The organism is Actinomadura fulvescens (assembly GCF_039533225.1).
Taxonomy (GTDB): domain Bacteria; phylum Actinomycetota; class Actinomycetes; order Streptosporangiales; family Streptosporangiaceae; genus Spirillospora; species Spirillospora fulvescens.
Map to the genome: position 1 here is coordinate 425,034 of NZ_BAAATD010000008.1, position 16,297 is coordinate 441,330.

The following is a 16,297-nucleotide window of genomic DNA, read 5'->3' on the forward strand; positions in this document are numbered from 1 at the left end:
GCGTACATGCGAGGCGTGCGTGCATTGGGTGTCTGCGGGCGTGCATCGAAGATGTGCGGCACGCAGGGGAGATGCGCGGCGTGCATGCGGTGTGTGCGGGCGCGTATGCAAGGTGTGTGGTGCGCATTGGTTGCGGGCGCGCGGCCGAGATATGCAGCCTGCATTGTGTTTGCGGTGCAGGCGAGATGTACGGAGCGCATGTGGGTGCGGATGTGCGGGTGCGTAGGGCAGATGTGGGGCGTGCATTGGTGCGCAGGCGCGCAGGGCAGATGTGCGACGCGGATTGGTGTGCAGACGCGTAGGAGAGATGTGTGGCGTGCAGTGGTGTGTGCGGGCGCGCATCCGAGATGTGCGGCCTGCATGCGTGTGCGTGCAGGCGGGATGTAGGGCGTGCATGTGGGTGCGGGGTGTGCGGGCGCGCAGCGGAAGTGCGTGGCGTGCATGCGAGGTGTGCGCGTGTATAGGTGTCTGCGGGCGTGCATGGAAGATGTGCGGCGCGCAGGGGAGATGCGCGGCTTTGGTCACGTCCAGCGGGGTGGTGTATGAATCGGCCTCCGCGTGATCCTGTTTGTGCAGGTTAAGCGGTCAGTGCTGCTGGTTGCTGGCTTTGGTGTTGCGACTCGCCGGGAACGATGTGGAGGCGGGATTTGGTGAGGATTTCTGGGCCCATGTAGCGGCGGGCCTCGGTCCATTCGTCTGTCTGTTCCATCAGTACCGCGCCGACGAGGCGCATGATGGCAGGACGGTCGGGGAAGATGCCGACGACGTCGGTGCGGCGCCGGATTTCTTTGTGGCGCAGGCGAGATGTGCGGCGCACATTGGTGTGCGGACGCGCATCCGAGGTGTGCGGCGTGCATTGGTGTGTGTGCGGGCGCGCATGCGAGGTTAGGGCGCATGCGGGTGCTACCTCAGGTGTTGGCGCATCCGCCTTCCGCTCGTACGCCCTCGACCTTCGTTGTCAGGCGGGTGGTCTGGAGCATGCCAGACACGCAGGCGTTTCGCCCCGGGTATGCCGCGAAGGTCACGGCCTGTGACGATCCGACGGACTGTGCACTGGTGGTGTCGGCTGAGAAGCCCAGGCCCAGGAGTGCCGCTCGCACCGAATCTGCGGTGAAGCCGCCCTGGGTGCGGAGACGTTCGAGGGCGGGGTAGATCTTTCTGGCGGCCAGCTCGCCGACGAGACGTTCGGCCGGCTTCAGGGGGACGCGCTCGCCCGGGACCTGGCCGGTCCCAGGACGGGGGCCGCTGGTGCCCGCCTGGCGGACCTTCTCCCACGGCCCGACGCCCACCTTGCGGGTGGTGCCCAGGTCGATTCCGACGCCGGGGAGGCGGTCGGCCGGTCGGCCCGGCAGCGGCGCGATCTCCAGGTACTCGGCGGTGACGGCACGCTGTGGATCTTCGGTCACCAGGTTGCGCCACAGGATTCCGGCCGAGGCCACCTGGCCCGGCTTCAACGTCACCCTGCGCGGCGGGCGGTCGTAGGAGTCGACCGTCGCCACGGACGACGACCCGTGGCCGACCGCCACCTTGATCGGTTCGCGGTCGGCGCCGAGGAGCCGGATCTGCGGATAGCCCTTGAGTACGTGGTCACGTTCACCGCAGTTGTAGAGCTCTACGCTCATCGACCTCAGGCCCATGGCCGCGGAGACCTCACCGACCCACAGCGCGACGCCCGTGTCAGGGCATGTCGACTGGTCGAGCGGTGTCGCGGAGGTCGTCGGGCGCACGGACGGCGCGGCCGCGGTCTCTCCACCGCAGGCGGTCAAGGCCAGCGGCAGGAGCAGGACCGCGGCGACGCGCGGCGGTTTGACGCCGATGTACAAACGAGCCTCTTCATGGCGATGTGCGACCGGTCATTCGGGGGCGGTCAGCTTGAGGCTGTCCAGGATAGTCCTGGTGAGGTTGCGGTTGTCCGTTTCCTTGATGCGGACCCAGGCGCCGAACGTGCCGTTCTTGTCCCGCAGACCGACCTCGGTGACGGACGGAGTGCCGATCTTGCAGGCGGTGAAGCGGATGATCGTGCCCGTGAGCGCCTTGTCGGGGGAGACGTAGTCCTCCCGGGCCCCCTTCGTGCACTGCGCGTGGCCGATGAGACCCGGGGGCGGGAGCTTTCCGGCGGCCAGGTCGGTGGTCAGGCCCACGAAGACGCCCGGGCTCTGGCCGTCGCCCTTGAACGCGGCGGCGTTCGGTGTCGCGCGCAGGACCGGCCGCGCCTTCGGGTCGGTCAGCGCGGCGATCGAGGTGCTCCAGGTCTTCTCGGCCGACTGGAGCGGCCAGGCGTTGGGCACCGCCAGCTTGATCTTGCCGGTGGAGTCGGCGACCTGCACGAAGTCCTGTGGGAGGGGAGACGGCTTGGGCGACTTCTTCCCGCCGCCGTCGTTGAAGAGCGTGCCCAGCAGAAGGCCGCCGATCAGTGCGATGGACAGGACCACGGCGGCGATGATCATCGGCGTCAGGAGCTTGTTTTTGCGGCCGTCGCCTCCGGGCTGGGCGCCGCCGGTTCGGCCTGCGCGCTTGAGCCTTCCCAGGGGGCCGCCGCCTTCCGTTCGCGGCTGCTGGCCGGGGCCGGGTTGGGGCGGCTGGAAACCTGTGGGCAACGGGCCCTGACCGTGCTGTGGGCCTCCGCCGCCGTACGGGGGCTGCTGAGTCGGAAGGACGGTCGTTTTGTCCTCGTCGGCAGGCTGCTGCTGCGGGCCCGGGCCAGGTGGTGCCTGGTAGGCGGCAGGTATCGGAACCGCCACTGTGCGGTCGTCATCGGGCGACCCAGGAAGCCCTCCAGGGCCATACTGCGGACCCGGAGGCCGCATCTGGCCGGGCTGGTCCACGATCGTCTTCTCGTCGTCGGCGCCTTCGCGGGGTCCGGGCCGGTCGCTCGGGAGCTGCATTTCGGACGTCCGGATGTCGTCGGACGCCGTTCGGTCCTCGCGCGTGGGCGGCTCCGGTTCCACCGCGAAACCGCCGCCGCGCTGATGCGCAGCCGGGTGGCCGTGGCCGCCGGGAGGGCCGTACTGCCCGGGCTGCTGGGCGGCGGCCGGCCGTGGACCGCCAGGCGCATGCCCGGGGTGAGGAACGCTGGGAGTATGGCCGGGCTGAGGCGCCTGGCCAGGTCCGGCCACTTGGCGCTTGGACTCGGCGGGCCCCGCGGGCTGCTGGGGACCCACGTACTGATCCTGAACGGTGGAGTCCAGATCGGGGGTTTCGGCCGCGTACATAGGGGCCTGCGTTCCGGGCGGCATGGTCGGCCGGAGAGTCGAGAGGGCTTCGGCGAAGGCTTCGGCGGTCGGCCACCGCTTCTCGCGTTCGACCTCCAGCGCCCGCAAGATCACCTGATCGAAACCGGGCGGCATGCCCTCGCGGAGCGCGCTGGGCGGAACCTTCACCGGGGCGGGCCCCGGAGGGCGGCCCGTGAGCATGTGGTAGGTGAGCGCGCCGAGCCCGTAGACGTCGGCCCGCACGTCCAGCCCGCCGCCGAACCGCGCCTGCTCGGGCGACATGTAGCCGGGCGTGCCCACCGGCAGGGTGAACGCGCCGGAGGCGTGGGCGAGGGCCTTGGCCAGGCCCAGGTCGGCGATCAGGAGCTTCTCACCGCCGTCCCGGGTGGACTGGAACAGCACGTTGGAGGGCTTGAGATCGCGGTGGATCACGCCGAGGGCGTTGATCACTTCGACCCCGTACGCGATTTCCTCGGCGAGGACAACGGCCTCGAAGACCGGAAGTGGCCGTTCCCTCATCCGGTCGGCGAGCGTGCCCCGGTCGGCGTACGACATCACGAAGTAGGGGCGTCCGTCCGGCAGCTCACCGATGTCGTGGACGCGAACGAGCCGTTCGGAGTCGGCGCGGCGCAGGATGCGCGCCTCCTCCAGGAAACGATTGCGCACGTCGAGGTCGTCGATGAGGCTTCCGGACAGCACCTTAATCGCGACGTGGGCATCCAGTGCGTCGTCGTGCCCCAGCCACACTGAGGCGAACGCCCCGGATCCCAGGACGCGATCGATTCGGTAACGGCCGACAGTAGGGGGGAAGGACACTCCCGTATCATGCCCAACAAACGGGGTGTGTGTGCGAACGAGCATGAGGCGCGGCGATGGCATTCGATGAGCGGACCGAAGAGCTGGCCGTCAAGGCGGCACAGGGGGATCAGGCGGCCCTCAACGAACTTCTGCGTTCGATCGAACCGGATGTACTGAGACACAGCTCACGTTTTCTGCCCTGCCGGCAGGACGCGGAGGAGGCCTGCCAGGACGCGCTCCTGCAGGTGGCTCGCAACATCCACCGGTTCGAAGGGCGGTCCAGGTTCAGCACCTGGCTCCATGTGGTGGTGGCCAACTCGGCGCGCTCGACCTACCGGTCGCTGAAGCGGCGTTCGGTGGAGCAGGCGGGCGAGCTGCCCCAGCAGCGCCCCGACCCGCGCCGTACCAGCGTCATCGCCGGATCGCGGGTCGACATCCTCGACGCGATGGAAGACCTGGAGGCCCGCAAGCCGGACCTCATCCAGGCCCTTGTCCTGCGCGACGTGTCACAGCTGGAGTACGCGGAGATCGCCGAGCAGCTCAAGCTGCCCCTCGGTACGGTCAAATCGCGTATCCATGAGGCCCGTAAGCAGGTCCGCCAGACGCTCGGCGAGTCCTACACCTGACGCGACGCCCCTAACCGGGGAGCATCCGGCCCCTCGTACATGGGTTGGTATGGGGGCGTTCGGGGGTCGTCAAGCATTGGTAATGCCTCGGCAAGCGTGCAGCTAGGCGCGAGGTGTCGTCTGGGCGGGTCGGCGAGCATTCCCTGCATGTCCTCAGACATGGCCTTCCAAGCCGACCGGCCCATCTTCGTCATCGGATGCCCTCGGTCCGGGACGACACTGCTGCAGTTGATGCTGCACTCGCATCAGCGGATCGCGATCCCGGCCGAGACGCGTTTCCTGCTCCCCGCGTACACGGCCCGGTGTGACTTCGGTGACCTCCGCGACAGCGACAACAGACGCGCGCTGGCGGAGTGGATCACCGGCCGCAAGGAGACCAAGTTCCGGGATCTCGGGCTCGACGCCGCGCAGGTCGTCGAGGAGATCGTGGCGGGTCCGCCGACGATGGGCTCGGCGCTGGGCATCGTGTTCCGCGCGTACGCCAGGAAGTTCGGCAAGCCGCGCTGGGGTGACAAGCGGCCCAGCTACTTCAAGCATGTGCCCACGCTCATGCGGATGTGGCCGGACGCCCAGTTCGTGCACCTCGTACGGGACGGCCGGGACTGCGTCGCCTCGCTCAAGGAGATGCCCTGGTACAAGCTCGACGTCCACCACGCCATCTCCGCTTGGCGCGAGGCGATCGACTACGGGCGGCGGTACGCGGCGAAGCTGGGACCCGACTCCTACTACGAACTGCAGTACGAGCGGCTTGTGGCCGACCCTGCCGACGAACTGTCCCGCCTCTGCACGTTCCTGGGCGAGGACTTCGATCCTGACATGACGCAGCCCCAGGACATCGCCCGGCTGACCGTTCCACCGCAGAAGAAATGGCACAACCTGACACAGACCGCCGTCACGGCGGGCCGGGTGGGTTCGTGGGCCACGCGCCTTGAACCGGCCGAGATCGGCCTGGCCGAGGCTGTGCTGGGGGAACGCCTGACCGAGTACGGCTACGAGCTCAGCGGTGCGCCGCGTCCCGGCCCGGCCCTGCTCGCGCGGTTCGCCAAGACGGCCGCGCACCGGCGGGTGGCGCAGCGGAAGTGCGATCTGCGCGACCGCTGGCAACGGCGGTACGAACCCGGCCCGGTGGAGTGCAGGCTCTCGACCCGGTCACCCGCACCGGCCTGAGTCAGTCGAGCGCGGCCAGCTGGTCGGCGAACCACTGCTGCGGGGTCAGCGAGGTGGCGATGGCCGCGAGCCGGGAGCAACGTTCGGCACGCTCGTCCTGCGGCATCAGGAGCGCCTGGTGCAGGGCCTCGGCGGTCTGCGACACGTCGTACGGATTGACGATCAGGGCGTGCTCGGCGAGCTCCGAGGCCGCGCCGGCCTCGCGGGACAGCACCAGCGCCGAGCCCCGTTCCGACAGCACGGGGCCCTCCTTGGCGACGAGGTTCATGCCGTCGCGGATCGGATTGACCACGAGCACGTCGGCCAGCCCGTAGGCCGCGAGCGAGCGCGGGAAGTCGTCGTTCACCTGCAGGATCAGCGGATCCCAGTCGGGCGTTCCGAACTCGTCGACGATCTGCCCCGCCATCCGCTGCACCGCCGCCGTGTACTCGCGGTACTCGGGCAGATCGTGGCGGGACGGGTAGGCGAAGGCCAGGTGCACCACGCGGCCGCGCCACTCGGGATGGTTGGTGAGCATCTCGCGGTACGCGGCGAGGCCGCGGACGATGTTCTTGGAGAGTTCGGTCCGGTCGACCCGCACGATGAGCCTCCGGTCGCCGACCTGCTCGCGCAGTGCCTCGGCGCGCGCCGTGACGTCGGGCTCGGCGGCCCGCCGGCGCAGCGATTCGCCGTCGATGCCGAGGCCGTGGACGCCGATGTGAGTGACACGCCCGGCCCTGGTGACGGTGCGGGCGGCGCGGTCGACGCGTGCGCCGGGCAGGAACCGCTCGCAGCAGTCGAGGAACGCCAGGGCCCAGCGTTCGGTCAGGAAGCCGGCGTGATCGGCGCCGAGGATGCCGTCCAGGACCTGCGCGCCGATGTCGTCGGGCAGCAGCCGGTAGTACTCCGGCGGTGCCCACGGCGTGTGCGAGAAGTGCACGATCTTCAGGTCGGGACGGCGGTCACGCAGCATCCGCGGGGCCAGCGACAGGTGGTAGTCCTGGATCGCGGCCTTCGCGCCCTGGGCGGCGTCACGGGCCAGCGCGTCGGCGAACGCGGCGTTGTACGCCTCGTACGACTGCCAGTCCCGCCGCGAACGAGCGTCGAAGTGCGGTGCGCTCGGGGTGTCGTACAGCAGGTGGTGGACGAACCACAGTGTCGAGTTGGCCACGGCGTTGTAAGCACGATGGAAGGTCGCCGCGGGGATGTCGAGCATCCGTACGGCCGCGCCACCCGTGTCGTGCCCCGCCTCGTCCAGACGCCCGTCCGGCGCCTGCCGCGCGGCCCTACGGTCGGCCTCGCCGAGCGCCGCGCACACCCACAGCACATCGGCCGCGGGCTCTCGCGCGGGCCGTCCCGGGCCACCGGTCACCGCGGCCAGTCCGGAGACGAGACCGCCACCGCCGCGGCGCATGCTCAGCGTGCCGTCGTCGGATAGGGAGAACGAGACCGGCCCACGGTTTGACGCCACCAGCACTTGGCTCATACCGGAAGGGTCTCAGTTGGTGCCCAGCCATATCAAAGTGACCCAGGTGAACCTGAACGCCATCTGGCCCGTTGTGCGGCATCTTGGAGGCGTTTGCGGGTAAGCGGTGCGAATGAGCAGGGCCGAGACGAAGAAGACGGTGCTCGTCGCGGGAGCGGCGAACCTCATCCTGGCCGTCACCAAGCTGATCGCGGGGACCCTCGCGGGTTCGGCGGCGATGCTGGCGGAAGGGGCGCACTCGGTCGGCGACACCCTCAACGAGCTCTTCCTGCTGACCTCGCTGCGGCGCAGCGCGCGTCCGCCGGACCGGCGGCATCCCTTCGGATACGGGAACGAGCGCTATTTCTGGTCGCTGCTCGCCGCGTTCGGGATCTTCGTGGCGGGGGCGGGTTACTCGATCTTCGAGGGGATTCTGACGATCACCGGCCGCGGGCACGGCGGCGAGCAGGTCTGGCTCGCGTTCGCGGTGCTCGGGCTGGCGGCGGTGCTCGAAGGCGGCTCCTGGATCCGCGCCTACACGCAGGCGCGGCGGGAGGTCCGCGACAGCGACCGGGATCTCATGGAGCACGTACGGCACACGCCCGACATCACCTTCAAGGCGGCGCTGTTCGAGGACTCGGCGGCGATGGTCGGGCTCGCGCTGGCCGCCGCCGGCCTGACCCTGCGGGAGCTCACCGGCTCGTCGTTCTGGGACGGCCTCGCCTCGATCCTGATCGGGCTGCTGCTGGTCGTGGTCGCGTTCACCCTGGGCCGCGACAGCCGGTCCCTGCTCATCGGCCAGGCCGCGGACCCGGCCGACCAGCGCGCCATCCGCGACGAGATCAACTCGACGCCCGGTGTGGACGGCATCAGCGAGCTGCTGACCATGCACTTCGGCCCGGACGACCTGCTGGTGGCGGCCAAGGTGCACTTCTCGGACGACATCAGCGCCGACGAGGCCGAGGACATCGCCGGGGAGATCGACGGGCGTCTCCGGGACCGGCTGCCGATCGTCCGCCACGTCTTCCTCGACCCCACACAGGAGGAGTCAGGGCCGCGACGTCCCACGCCGGGTCCCGACCCGGTCGAGCAGGCGCCCGATCCGATCCGGAAAGGTTGACGTCTCCTGCCGGGGAGGGTGAGGTGGATGATGCACGGGTAATGTCTCATCCCGTGAGACCCGGCTGTCTGGCATCCGGCCGAATCAGGTAAAGTCACGCACGAAGCTCGAAACCACAACTGAATAACGCTCATCCAGAGGGGTGGAGGGACCGGCCCTGCGAAGCCCCGGCAACCACTCGGCTTGTGCGCGCTCGCGATCCTGCGAGGCCGGCCGGGAGATGGTGCCAACTCCGGCCTGTGACCAAGGCGGCACAGGGAAGATGGGGAGAAAGGCCTCGCTCTCATGGCACTTACGCCTGCCACCAACCTCGGACCCGCTACCGCTCTCGTGTGCCGCGAATGCGGCAACACCCGGGATCTCGGTCCGCACTACGCGTGCGAAGAGTGTTTCGGTCCTCTTGAGATCAAGTACGAGTTCGGTGCGGTGACCCGCGCCTCGATCGAGGCCGGTCCGCGCAACATCTGGCGTTACCGGGGGCTGCTGCCCGTTCCGGAGAACGTCGTGGAGACGCCCAACACCGAGCCCGGCCTGACCCGCCTGGTGCGCGCCGACCAGCTGGCCGAGTCGCTCGGGCTGCAACGGCTGTGGGTCAAGGACGACAGCGGCAACCCCACCCACTCGTTCAAGGACCGTGTCGTCGCGGTGGCGCTCGCCGCCGCCCGTGAGCTGGGCTTCAAGGTGCTGGCCTGCCCGTCCACCGGCAACCTGGCGAACGCGGTGGCCGCGGCCGCCGCGCGGGCGGGCATCCGCAGCGCCGTCTTCGTGCCCTCCAACCTGGAGTCGCAAAAGATCATCACGACCGCGGTCTACGGCGGCACGTTCGTGACGGTCGACGGCAACTACGACGACGTCAACCGACTCGCCTCCGAGATCGCCGGCGAGCAGGAGGACTGGGCGTTCGTCAACGTCAACGTGCGGCCCTACTACGCCGAGGGCTCCAAGACGCTGGGCTACGAGATCGCCGAGCAGCTCGGCTGGCGGCTGCCCGACCAGATCGTCGTCCCCATCGCGTCCGGCTCCCAGCTCACCAAGATCGACAAGGCGTTCCAGGAGTTCATCGCGCTCGGCCTCGTCGAGGACAAGCCGTACAAGGTCTTCGGCGCGCAGGCCACCGGCTGCGATCCGGTGGCCGCCGCGTTCAAGGCCGGGCACGACGTCGTCCGCCCGGTCAAGCCGGACACCATCGCCAAGTCGCTCGCCATCGGCAACCCCGCCGACGGCCCGTACGTGCTCGACATCGTCCGGCGCACCGGCGGCGCGATCGAGGACGTCACCGACGAGCAGGTCGTCGAGGGCATCCGGCTGCTGGCCCGCACCGAGGGCATCTTCGGCGAGACCGCGGGCGGCGTCACGGTCGGCTCGCTCAAGAAGCTCACCGAGAGCGGCGCGCTCGACCCGTCCGCGGAGACCGTCATCATCAACTCCGGCGACGGCCTGAAGACCCTGGACGCGGTCGCGCCGGTGGTCGCGCCGACCGCCAACATCGCCCCGTCCCTTGAGGCCTTCCGCGCCGCGGGCGTCGCCTGACGGCTCCGCACGCCATGGCGTCCCGGCGCCGCCGCCTCGGGGCTCCGGCCCCAGGGGGCCGCGCCGGGACGCGAGCCACCCCGATACCGATCGACCTGTTGAGGAGTTCCTGAGAATGAGCACGGTTTCTGTGCGGATTCCGACGATCCTGCGGACCTACACCGGCGGCGAGGCGGACGTGAAGGCCGAAGGCGAGACCCTCCGTGCCGTGGTCGCCGACCTGGACGCCGCCTACGCCGGGATCGCCGCCCGCATCCTCGACGACAACGGCAAGATCCGCCGCTTCGTCAACGTGTACGTGGGTGACGAGGACGTGCGCTTCGCCGAGGGACTGGACACCCCGACTCCCGAGGGCGCCCAGATCTCCATCATCCCCGCCGTGGCGGGCGGCTGACGGTCCACCGGCCGTCGGCGTGACCCGTCGTGCGGGTGACCTGGCGGCTCAGGCCGGTGCCATGGCGCCGGAACGTCCGGGCGTTCGGGATTCCCCGTTGGCCAGGGTCGGTCCTGGCCACACCCGAAGCGCTTTTGTGCTGATAGATCGGGTAAGAGGCCCGCATGGGGATAGCGGAGGACATTGCGGGTGTCGTGCTGGCCCATCCCAGCGTGCGTGAGGTGGAGCTGATCGGATCTCGGGCGCGCGGCCACGCGACCGAGTTGTCGGACTGGGACTTCCATGTCGCGGCCGAGGACTTCGGTCACGTGGCCGCGGACCTGCCGGACCTTGTCGCTCCGTACGACCCGATCGCCGCACAGTGGGATCCGCTCGGTGACTACGAGAGCTATCTGCTCATCTTCACCGGGCCCGCCAAGGTCGACCTGATCTTTCCCGATGTGCCGCGCAGCTGGAACCCACCGTGGCGGGTCGGCCCCGACACGCTCGCCGCCGTCGACGCGCATTTCTGGGACTGGTCCTTGTGGCTCGTCAGCAAGCGACGCCGCGGCATGACCGACCGGGTACGGGGCGAACTGCTCAAGATGAGCGGGCATCTCCTTGAGCCCCTCGGCATCGCGGCCGTTCCCCGTTCGCTTGAGGAGGCCGCGGCCCGGTACGTGCGGGCGCGGGACCGGCTGGAGAGGCGCTACGGGTTCCGTTTGTCGCGGCGTCTGGAAGAGGAAGTGCTGCCGCTCGTACGGGCTTCCGATGGTGACCATTACCGGCCGTCAGGACTTCCGTCGTAAGGGCTGCCGCCGATATCAGGTCGCCTATAAGGTCGACCCCGATCACGCCGGTCGAACCCCGCCGCGGCCCTGAGGGTCATGGAGACACGGACGCTGGTCGACGAGCCCCGCGGTAGAAGGGGTGGGGCCCGGAGCGTCAATCGTGGCCGGGGGCCACGGACGAGCGGCAGGTTTTCGGAATGGCTCAAGGCACAGTGAAGTGGTTCAACGCCGACAAGGGGTACGGCTTCATCGCGGTCGACGGCGACCGGGATGTGTTCGTTCACTACTCGGCGATCCAGATGGACGGCTACCGCAGCCTCGAACAGGGTCAGCGAGTGGAGTTCGAGATAACCCAGAGCGACAGAGGCCCGCAGGCGGACGCTGTCCGAGCCCTCTGAAGCCGAGCCCGCCACGGGCGCGCGTCGAGGGGAAGAGCTGGATCCCTCGGGTGGCTGACCAGGTGCCGTCCGTTCCGCGGTTGTTCCGTGAACGGCGGATGACCGTGACCTACAGCGGCTGTCAGGAGAGCGTGGCTCATCCGGGTTTGGACTGCCTTGCCCCAGGTGAGGCAGGTTCTGGGGCGGTAGATCGGCCTGACCCCGGCGGGGATGTTGGGCGCTTGCACTCGACAGGGTAGAGTGCTAAAAAACGGTTGGCACTCGCCTGTGGAGAGTGACAATCCCACAGTCTGGGTCGGGGCGATGAGGCCTTGGTCTCGGCGGCGGAATGGAAGCCGTCCGAGGTGGGGCCGTCCGTCGCGGGCGTCGGCTCGATCCGTCATAGCCACCTTGTTCCGGGAGGACTGGAGCCTATGGCTGCAAAGATGATCGCGTTCGACGAGGAGGCCCGTCGCGGCCTTGAGCGCGGCATGAACCAGCTCGCTGATGCCGTGAAGGTCACCCTTGGGCCCAAGGGCCGCAACGTCGTTCTGGAGAAGAAGTGGGGCGCTCCCACGATCACCAACGACGGTGTATCGATCGCCAAGGAGATCGAGCTCGAGGACCCGTGGGAGAAGATCGGGGCCGAGCTCGTCAAGGAAGTCGCCAAGAAGACCGACGACGTCGCCGGTGACGGCACGACGACGGCGACCGTCCTCGCCCAGGCGCTGGTCCGCGAGGGCCTGCGCAACGTGGCCGCCGGAGCCAACCCGATGTCCCTCAAGCGGGGCATCGAGGCCGCGGTGGAGCGCGTGAGCGAGGAGCTGTCCAAGCTCGCCAAGGACGTGGAGACCAAGGAGCAGATCGCTTCCACGGCCTCCATCTCCGCCGGCGACGCGCAGATCGGCGAGATGATCGCCGAGGCGATGGACAAGGTCGGCAAGGAAGGCGTCATCACCGTCGAGGAGAGCAACACCTTCGGGCTCGAACTCGAGCTCACCGAGGGCATGCGCTTCGACAAGGGCTACATCTCGCCGTACTTCGTGACCGACCCCGAGCGGATGGAAGCGGTCCTCGAGGACCCGTACATCCTGATCGTTCAGGGCAAGGCGTCGGCCAACAAGGACCTGCTGCCCGTTCTCGAAGGTGTCATGCAGTCCGGCAAGCCGCTGCTGATCATCGCCGAGGACGTCGAGGGCGAGGCCCTGGCCACGCTGGTCGTCAACAAGATCCGTGGCATCTTCAAGTCCGTGGCCGTCAAGGCCCCGGGCTTCGGTGACCGCCGCAAGGCCATGCTGGGCGACATCGCCACGCTGACCGGCGGCCAGGTCATCAGCGAGGACGTCGGCCTCAAGCTGGAGAGCACCACGCTCGACATGCTGGGCCGCGCCCGGAAGATCGTGGTCTCCAAGGACGAGACCACGATCGTGGACGGTGCCGGTGACGCCAACGAGATCGCGGGCCGGGTCAACCAGATCCGTACCGAGATCGACAACACCGACTCCGACTACGACCGCGAGAAGCTCCAGGAGCGCCTCGCCAAGCTGGCCGGCGGCGTCGCCGTCATCAAGGCCGGCGCGGCGACCGAGGTCGAGCTGAAGGAGCGCAAGCACCGCATCGAGGACGCCGTTCGCAACGCGAAGGCGGCCGTCGAAGAGGGCATCGTCCCCGGCGGTGGCGTGGCGCTGATTCAGGCCGGCGCCAAGGCGTTCGACAAGCTGGAGCTGCAGGGCGACGAGGCCACCGGTGCCGCGATCGTCAAGCGTGCGCTTGAGGAGCCCCTCAAGCAGATCGCGGTGAACGCCGGCCTTGAGGGCGGCGTCGTGGTGGAGAAGGTCCGCGGGCTGACCCCCGGCGAGGGCCTGAACGCCGCCACCGGCGAGTACGTGAACATGTTCGAGACCGGCATCCTCGACCCGGCCAAGGTGACCCGCTCGGCGCTGCAGAACGCGTCGTCGATCGCGGCTCTGTTCCTCACCACCGAGGCCGTCATCGCGGAGAAGCCGGAGAAGAACGCCGCTCCGGCCATGCCGGACGGCGCCGGCGGCATGGACTTCTGATCAAGTCCTGACTGTACGAACAGAGGGGCGGTTCCTGACGGGGCCGCCCCTCTAGTCGTCCCCGGGCGGCGGCAGGACGGCTGGTCGCGGGCAGGGGATGGCACACTCTTGATCGATGACAGCCTGCTTCCGGCGACACGGTTTCTTCGGGCCGGTCAGGCGCCGCCTCACCACAGAGCATGAGGACACGTGAGCGATCTCTTCAACTCCCCGGTCCTGAAGGTCGAACAGCCGCGCCGCATCCCCTCGGCCAAGTCGCAGTACACGATCTCCGACGGCGCCGGGATACCGCTGGCCACGGCAGCGGAACGGTCCGTCCCGCTGCGTCGCCAGGCGACGCGGGCGCTGTTCGGCGACGGTGACGACCGGCGCGTGGTCCAGGTGGAGCACGCGCGGGGCGGCGCGCCGTTGCTGGTCGTCGAACGGCCGAAGAGCACGCTGGGAAGCTGGGTCAGCGCACCGGACGGCACGCTGGTCGGCTCGATCCGGTCGGACCGCTTCAAGTGGCGGTATGTGCTGCTGGACGCGGCCGAACGTCCGGTCGGCAGGCTGGAGGGCAACAAGCTCGCCCGGAAGTTCAAGGTGCTGGACGGTGCGGGCGCGCACGTCGCGCAGGTCGACAAGAAGTGGAAGGGCGCGGCGACCGAGGTCCTCACGACCGCGGACCGCTATGCCGTCGAGTTCTTCCATCCGCTGCCGGACCCGCTGCGCGTGCTCGTCGTGGCGGCGCCGATCGCGCTGGACCTGATGCTGTACGAGGGCAAGGACCTGCCGGATCTCGGAGCCCTCGCCTGACTGTGGCCCTCGGGCCCTGTTGCGTGCCGCCGGGACTTTGGCAGGATCGCCGGGTGAGCGATCTCTTCAACTCCCCCGTGCTCAGGGTCGAGCAACCCCGCAAGGGTCTGTTCTCCAAGACGCAGTACAAGGTGCTGGACGGCGAGGGCACGCTCCTCGCGGTCGGCTCCGAGATCAAGGTCAGGTCGCGCGGAGAGTCGCTGAAGGCGGTCTTCCCGGGCAAATCCGAGATGGACGCGCGCGCCGTCGAACTGGCGACGCCCGAGGGTGAGCCGCTCCTGCACGTGGACAAGGCCATGGGCAGGATGCTCACGGCGGTGCGGCGCCCCGACGGCGAGGTCATCGGGTCGTTCCGCACCGAACGTGTGGGCAGGCTCTACTCGCTGCGCGACGTGGACGACAAACGGTTCGGCGAGGTCGTGGGCGACGTGCCGCGACGCAACTTCACCGTGAAGGACTCCGATGGCAACCAGGTGGCGCACGTCCAGAAGAAGTGGGCGGGCGTGGCGACCCATCTGCTGACCACCGCCGACCGGTACGCGGTGGAGATCTCCGATCCGGTGCCGGAACCGCTGCGCACGATGGCGGTGGTCACCGCGATCGCCATGGACCTGCTCCTGCACGAGTCCAAGGACATCACCTAGGCAGGTGGGCTTTCGGTAACGTCCACGGGCTTCCGGGCCGTCCGACCGCGAGGTACGGTCCGTTCGTGCAGGCCATGCCCGGACGCTCGAACGGCTGGTGGATCTCACCGGCCATTCCCACGATCGCCAACGCCGTGCTGGCCGCGCTGTGGGGCTTCTCCGCCCTGGGCGGCTGGGGCGACGCGGCCTTCTGCGGCGACGCGAACGAGTACGACGCGACCTGTGGCGCCGACTTCGACGTCGCCGTCCGGCTGTCGGCGGGCCCGGCGGGCCTGGCCGCGGTGACCGCCCTGACCGCGTGGGCCCTCCCGTCCGTTCGCCGCGACGACGACCGTCTCGACACCTTCCTGACGGTCGCGGCCTTCCTCTGGGTGTTCGCCGAAGGAGTGCTCTTCATAGGCGGCCTCGTAGCCAAGCCCTGACGGTGGCTCGGCTGGGCAGAGCTCTGGGGCGTGGTGCGAGGGACGGACGCGGGGTGTGGGTCGGTTGCTGCTCCATCCGAGGGGACAAAGCCTCCCACTTGGCTTGGAACTGCGATGGGCAGCGGGAATAGGGATGCCGCGCCTCGTCGTTACCAAATAGGGACAGAACGGGGATTCATGCCCCCTCTGACCTTGTGACCAGGCCGTTCACTGCACGCGAGCAGTGCTGCGGTGCCGGGCACCGCGACACGCCGCGACTTTGTGTGCCAGTCGGTTTGACGTTCGGTCCGAGTGGGCATACTGTTCTCTTCGCCCCACGGGGAGCAGGACGCCGATTGCCGGTGGCCGGCCCGGGGGAAACCACCAACGATGATCGGGCCTGGTTTTCCATGCCCGCGCTCCGCGGTGGGTCGGAATGGCTGATTTTGACAAGTCGGCTAGATCTGATGAAATAGCAACACCCGCCCGGAAAGAGGCCGCGCAAGCGGAATCACGAACGGCGGAATCGGAAAAGACCGGGAAATTGACAAGCCGGTCGGATCTGATAAAGTAAATGAGTCGCCTCCGAGCGGGAAACGCGAAAGCGGGACCCAACGGCGGGTGTCCGTTTCTTGAGAACTCAACAGCGTGTTAAAAGCCAGTGCCTTTATAGGCCAGCGCACTTTTGTGTGTCTGGTCTCCCCGTGGCCGCGATCCTTGTTTGGGGGTTGTGGTTGGGGATTTCTTTGAGGCAAAGCGGCCCCTTTTTGGGGGTTGCATTGCTGGGATTTGCTCTGAGGTTTGGCTCGCTCGGGTCTTTTGGTTCGGGTGGGTCGTGTGGCCTTGATGGAGAGTTTGATCCTGGCTCAGGACGAACGCTGGCGGCGTGCTTAACACATGCAAGTCGAGCGGAAAGGCCCCTTCGGGGGTACTCGAGCGGCGAACGGGTGAGTAACACG

The 16,297-nt window shown here is 68.6% G+C and carries 14 protein-coding genes, 1 rRNA gene, 1 pseudogene and 1 riboswitch; of the genes and pseudogenes, 12 read left to right on the forward strand and 4 right to left on the reverse strand.

Annotation, left to right across the window (positions count from 1 at the left end; translation table 11 throughout):
* Positions 1 to 577: 577 nt before the first annotated feature.
* The 3 genes and pseudogenes from ABD333_RS29695 to ABD333_RS29705 form a co-directional block, all read right to left on the reverse strand.
* Positions 578 to 793 (reverse strand): annotated as a pseudogene (locus ABD333_RS29695) (transposase); the annotation flags it as partial.
* Positions 794 to 908: 115 nt separating this feature from the next.
* A complete protein-coding gene (locus tag ABD333_RS29700; RefSeq protein WP_344545821.1) occupies positions 909 to 1,823 on the reverse strand; it encodes a DUF4232 domain-containing protein in 915 nt (304 codons plus the stop codon).
* Positions 1,824 to 1,853: 30 nt separating this feature from the next.
* Entirely contained in the window at positions 1,854 to 4,073 is a 2,220-nt protein-coding gene (locus tag ABD333_RS29705; protein ID WP_344545822.1) for a serine/threonine-protein kinase, read from the reverse strand.
* An 11-nt stretch (positions 4,074 to 4,084) separates the two neighbouring features.
* On the opposite strand from ABD333_RS29705, the gene ABD333_RS29710 reads away from it, so the two are divergent.
* Positions 4,085 to 4,636 carry an RNA polymerase sigma factor gene (locus ABD333_RS29710; protein ID WP_344545823.1) on the forward strand — a complete coding sequence of 184 codons (552 nt, stop codon included), beginning with the start codon at positions 4,085 to 4,087 and terminating at the stop codon, positions 4,634 to 4,636.
* A 147-nt stretch (positions 4,637 to 4,783) separates the two neighbouring features.
* Positions 4,784 to 5,803, forward strand: a complete 1,020-nt coding sequence (locus ABD333_RS29715) for a sulfotransferase family protein (RefSeq protein ID WP_344545824.1) — start codon at positions 4,784 to 4,786, stop codon at positions 5,801 to 5,803.
* A 1-nt stretch (position 5,804) separates the two neighbouring features.
* Here the strand turns inward: ABD333_RS29715 and ABD333_RS29720 are convergent, their stop codons facing one another.
* Entirely contained in the window at positions 5,805 to 7,268 is a 1,464-nt protein-coding gene (locus ABD333_RS29720; protein WP_344545825.1) for an alpha,alpha-trehalose-phosphate synthase (UDP-forming), read from the reverse strand.
* A gap of 112 nt (positions 7,269 to 7,380) precedes the next feature.
* Between ABD333_RS29720 and ABD333_RS29725 the strand changes: the two genes are divergently transcribed.
* The 10 genes from ABD333_RS29725 to ABD333_RS29770 all read left to right on the forward strand — a co-directional run.
* Entirely contained in the window at positions 7,381 to 8,367 is a 987-nt protein-coding gene (locus tag ABD333_RS29725; RefSeq protein WP_344545826.1) for a cation diffusion facilitator family transporter, read from the forward strand.
* A 127-nt stretch (positions 8,368 to 8,494) separates the two neighbouring features.
* Positions 8,495 to 8,636, forward strand: a riboswitch (SAM riboswitch).
* 16 nt (positions 8,637 to 8,652) lie between these two features.
* On the forward strand, positions 8,653 to 9,897 hold the full coding sequence (gene thrC / locus ABD333_RS29730; RefSeq protein ID WP_344545827.1) for a threonine synthase: 1,245 nt from the start codon (positions 8,653 to 8,655) through the stop codon (positions 9,895 to 9,897).
* Positions 9,898 to 10,012: 115 nt separating this feature from the next.
* On the forward strand, positions 10,013 to 10,291 hold the full coding sequence (locus ABD333_RS29735; RefSeq protein WP_344545828.1) for a MoaD/ThiS family protein: 279 nt from the start codon (positions 10,013 to 10,015) through the stop codon (positions 10,289 to 10,291).
* A gap of 164 nt (positions 10,292 to 10,455) precedes the next feature.
* On the forward strand, positions 10,456 to 11,079 hold the full coding sequence (locus ABD333_RS29740) for a hypothetical protein (protein WP_344545829.1): 624 nt from the start codon (positions 10,456 to 10,458) through the stop codon (positions 11,077 to 11,079).
* Between the two features lie 179 nt (positions 11,080 to 11,258).
* Positions 11,259 to 11,459, forward strand: coding sequence for a cold-shock protein (locus ABD333_RS29745; RefSeq protein ID WP_344545830.1), 201 nt, complete (start codon positions 11,259 to 11,261; stop codon positions 11,457 to 11,459).
* Between the two features lie 413 nt (positions 11,460 to 11,872).
* Positions 11,873 to 13,498, forward strand: coding sequence for a chaperonin GroEL (gene groL / locus ABD333_RS29750; protein WP_344545831.1), 1,626 nt, complete (start codon positions 11,873 to 11,875; stop codon positions 13,496 to 13,498).
* Positions 13,499 to 13,687: 189 nt separating this feature from the next.
* Positions 13,688 to 14,293 (forward strand): LURP-one-related family protein, encoded by a 606-nt coding sequence (locus ABD333_RS29755; protein WP_344545832.1) that lies wholly within the window; start codon positions 13,688 to 13,690, stop codon positions 14,291 to 14,293.
* A gap of 53 nt (positions 14,294 to 14,346) precedes the next feature.
* Positions 14,347 to 14,937: an LURP-one-related family protein gene (locus ABD333_RS29760; RefSeq protein ID WP_344545833.1), complete on the forward strand. Its 591-nt coding sequence runs from the start codon at positions 14,347 to 14,349 to the stop codon at positions 14,935 to 14,937.
* A 65-nt stretch (positions 14,938 to 15,002) separates the two neighbouring features.
* Positions 15,003 to 15,359 carry a hypothetical protein gene (locus ABD333_RS29765; protein ID WP_344545834.1) on the forward strand — a complete coding sequence of 119 codons (357 nt, stop codon included), beginning with the start codon at positions 15,003 to 15,005 and terminating at the stop codon, positions 15,357 to 15,359.
* A gap of 822 nt (positions 15,360 to 16,181) precedes the next feature.
* Positions 16,182 to 16,297: ribosomal RNA gene (locus ABD333_RS29770) — 16S ribosomal RNA — on the forward strand; the annotation flags it as partial.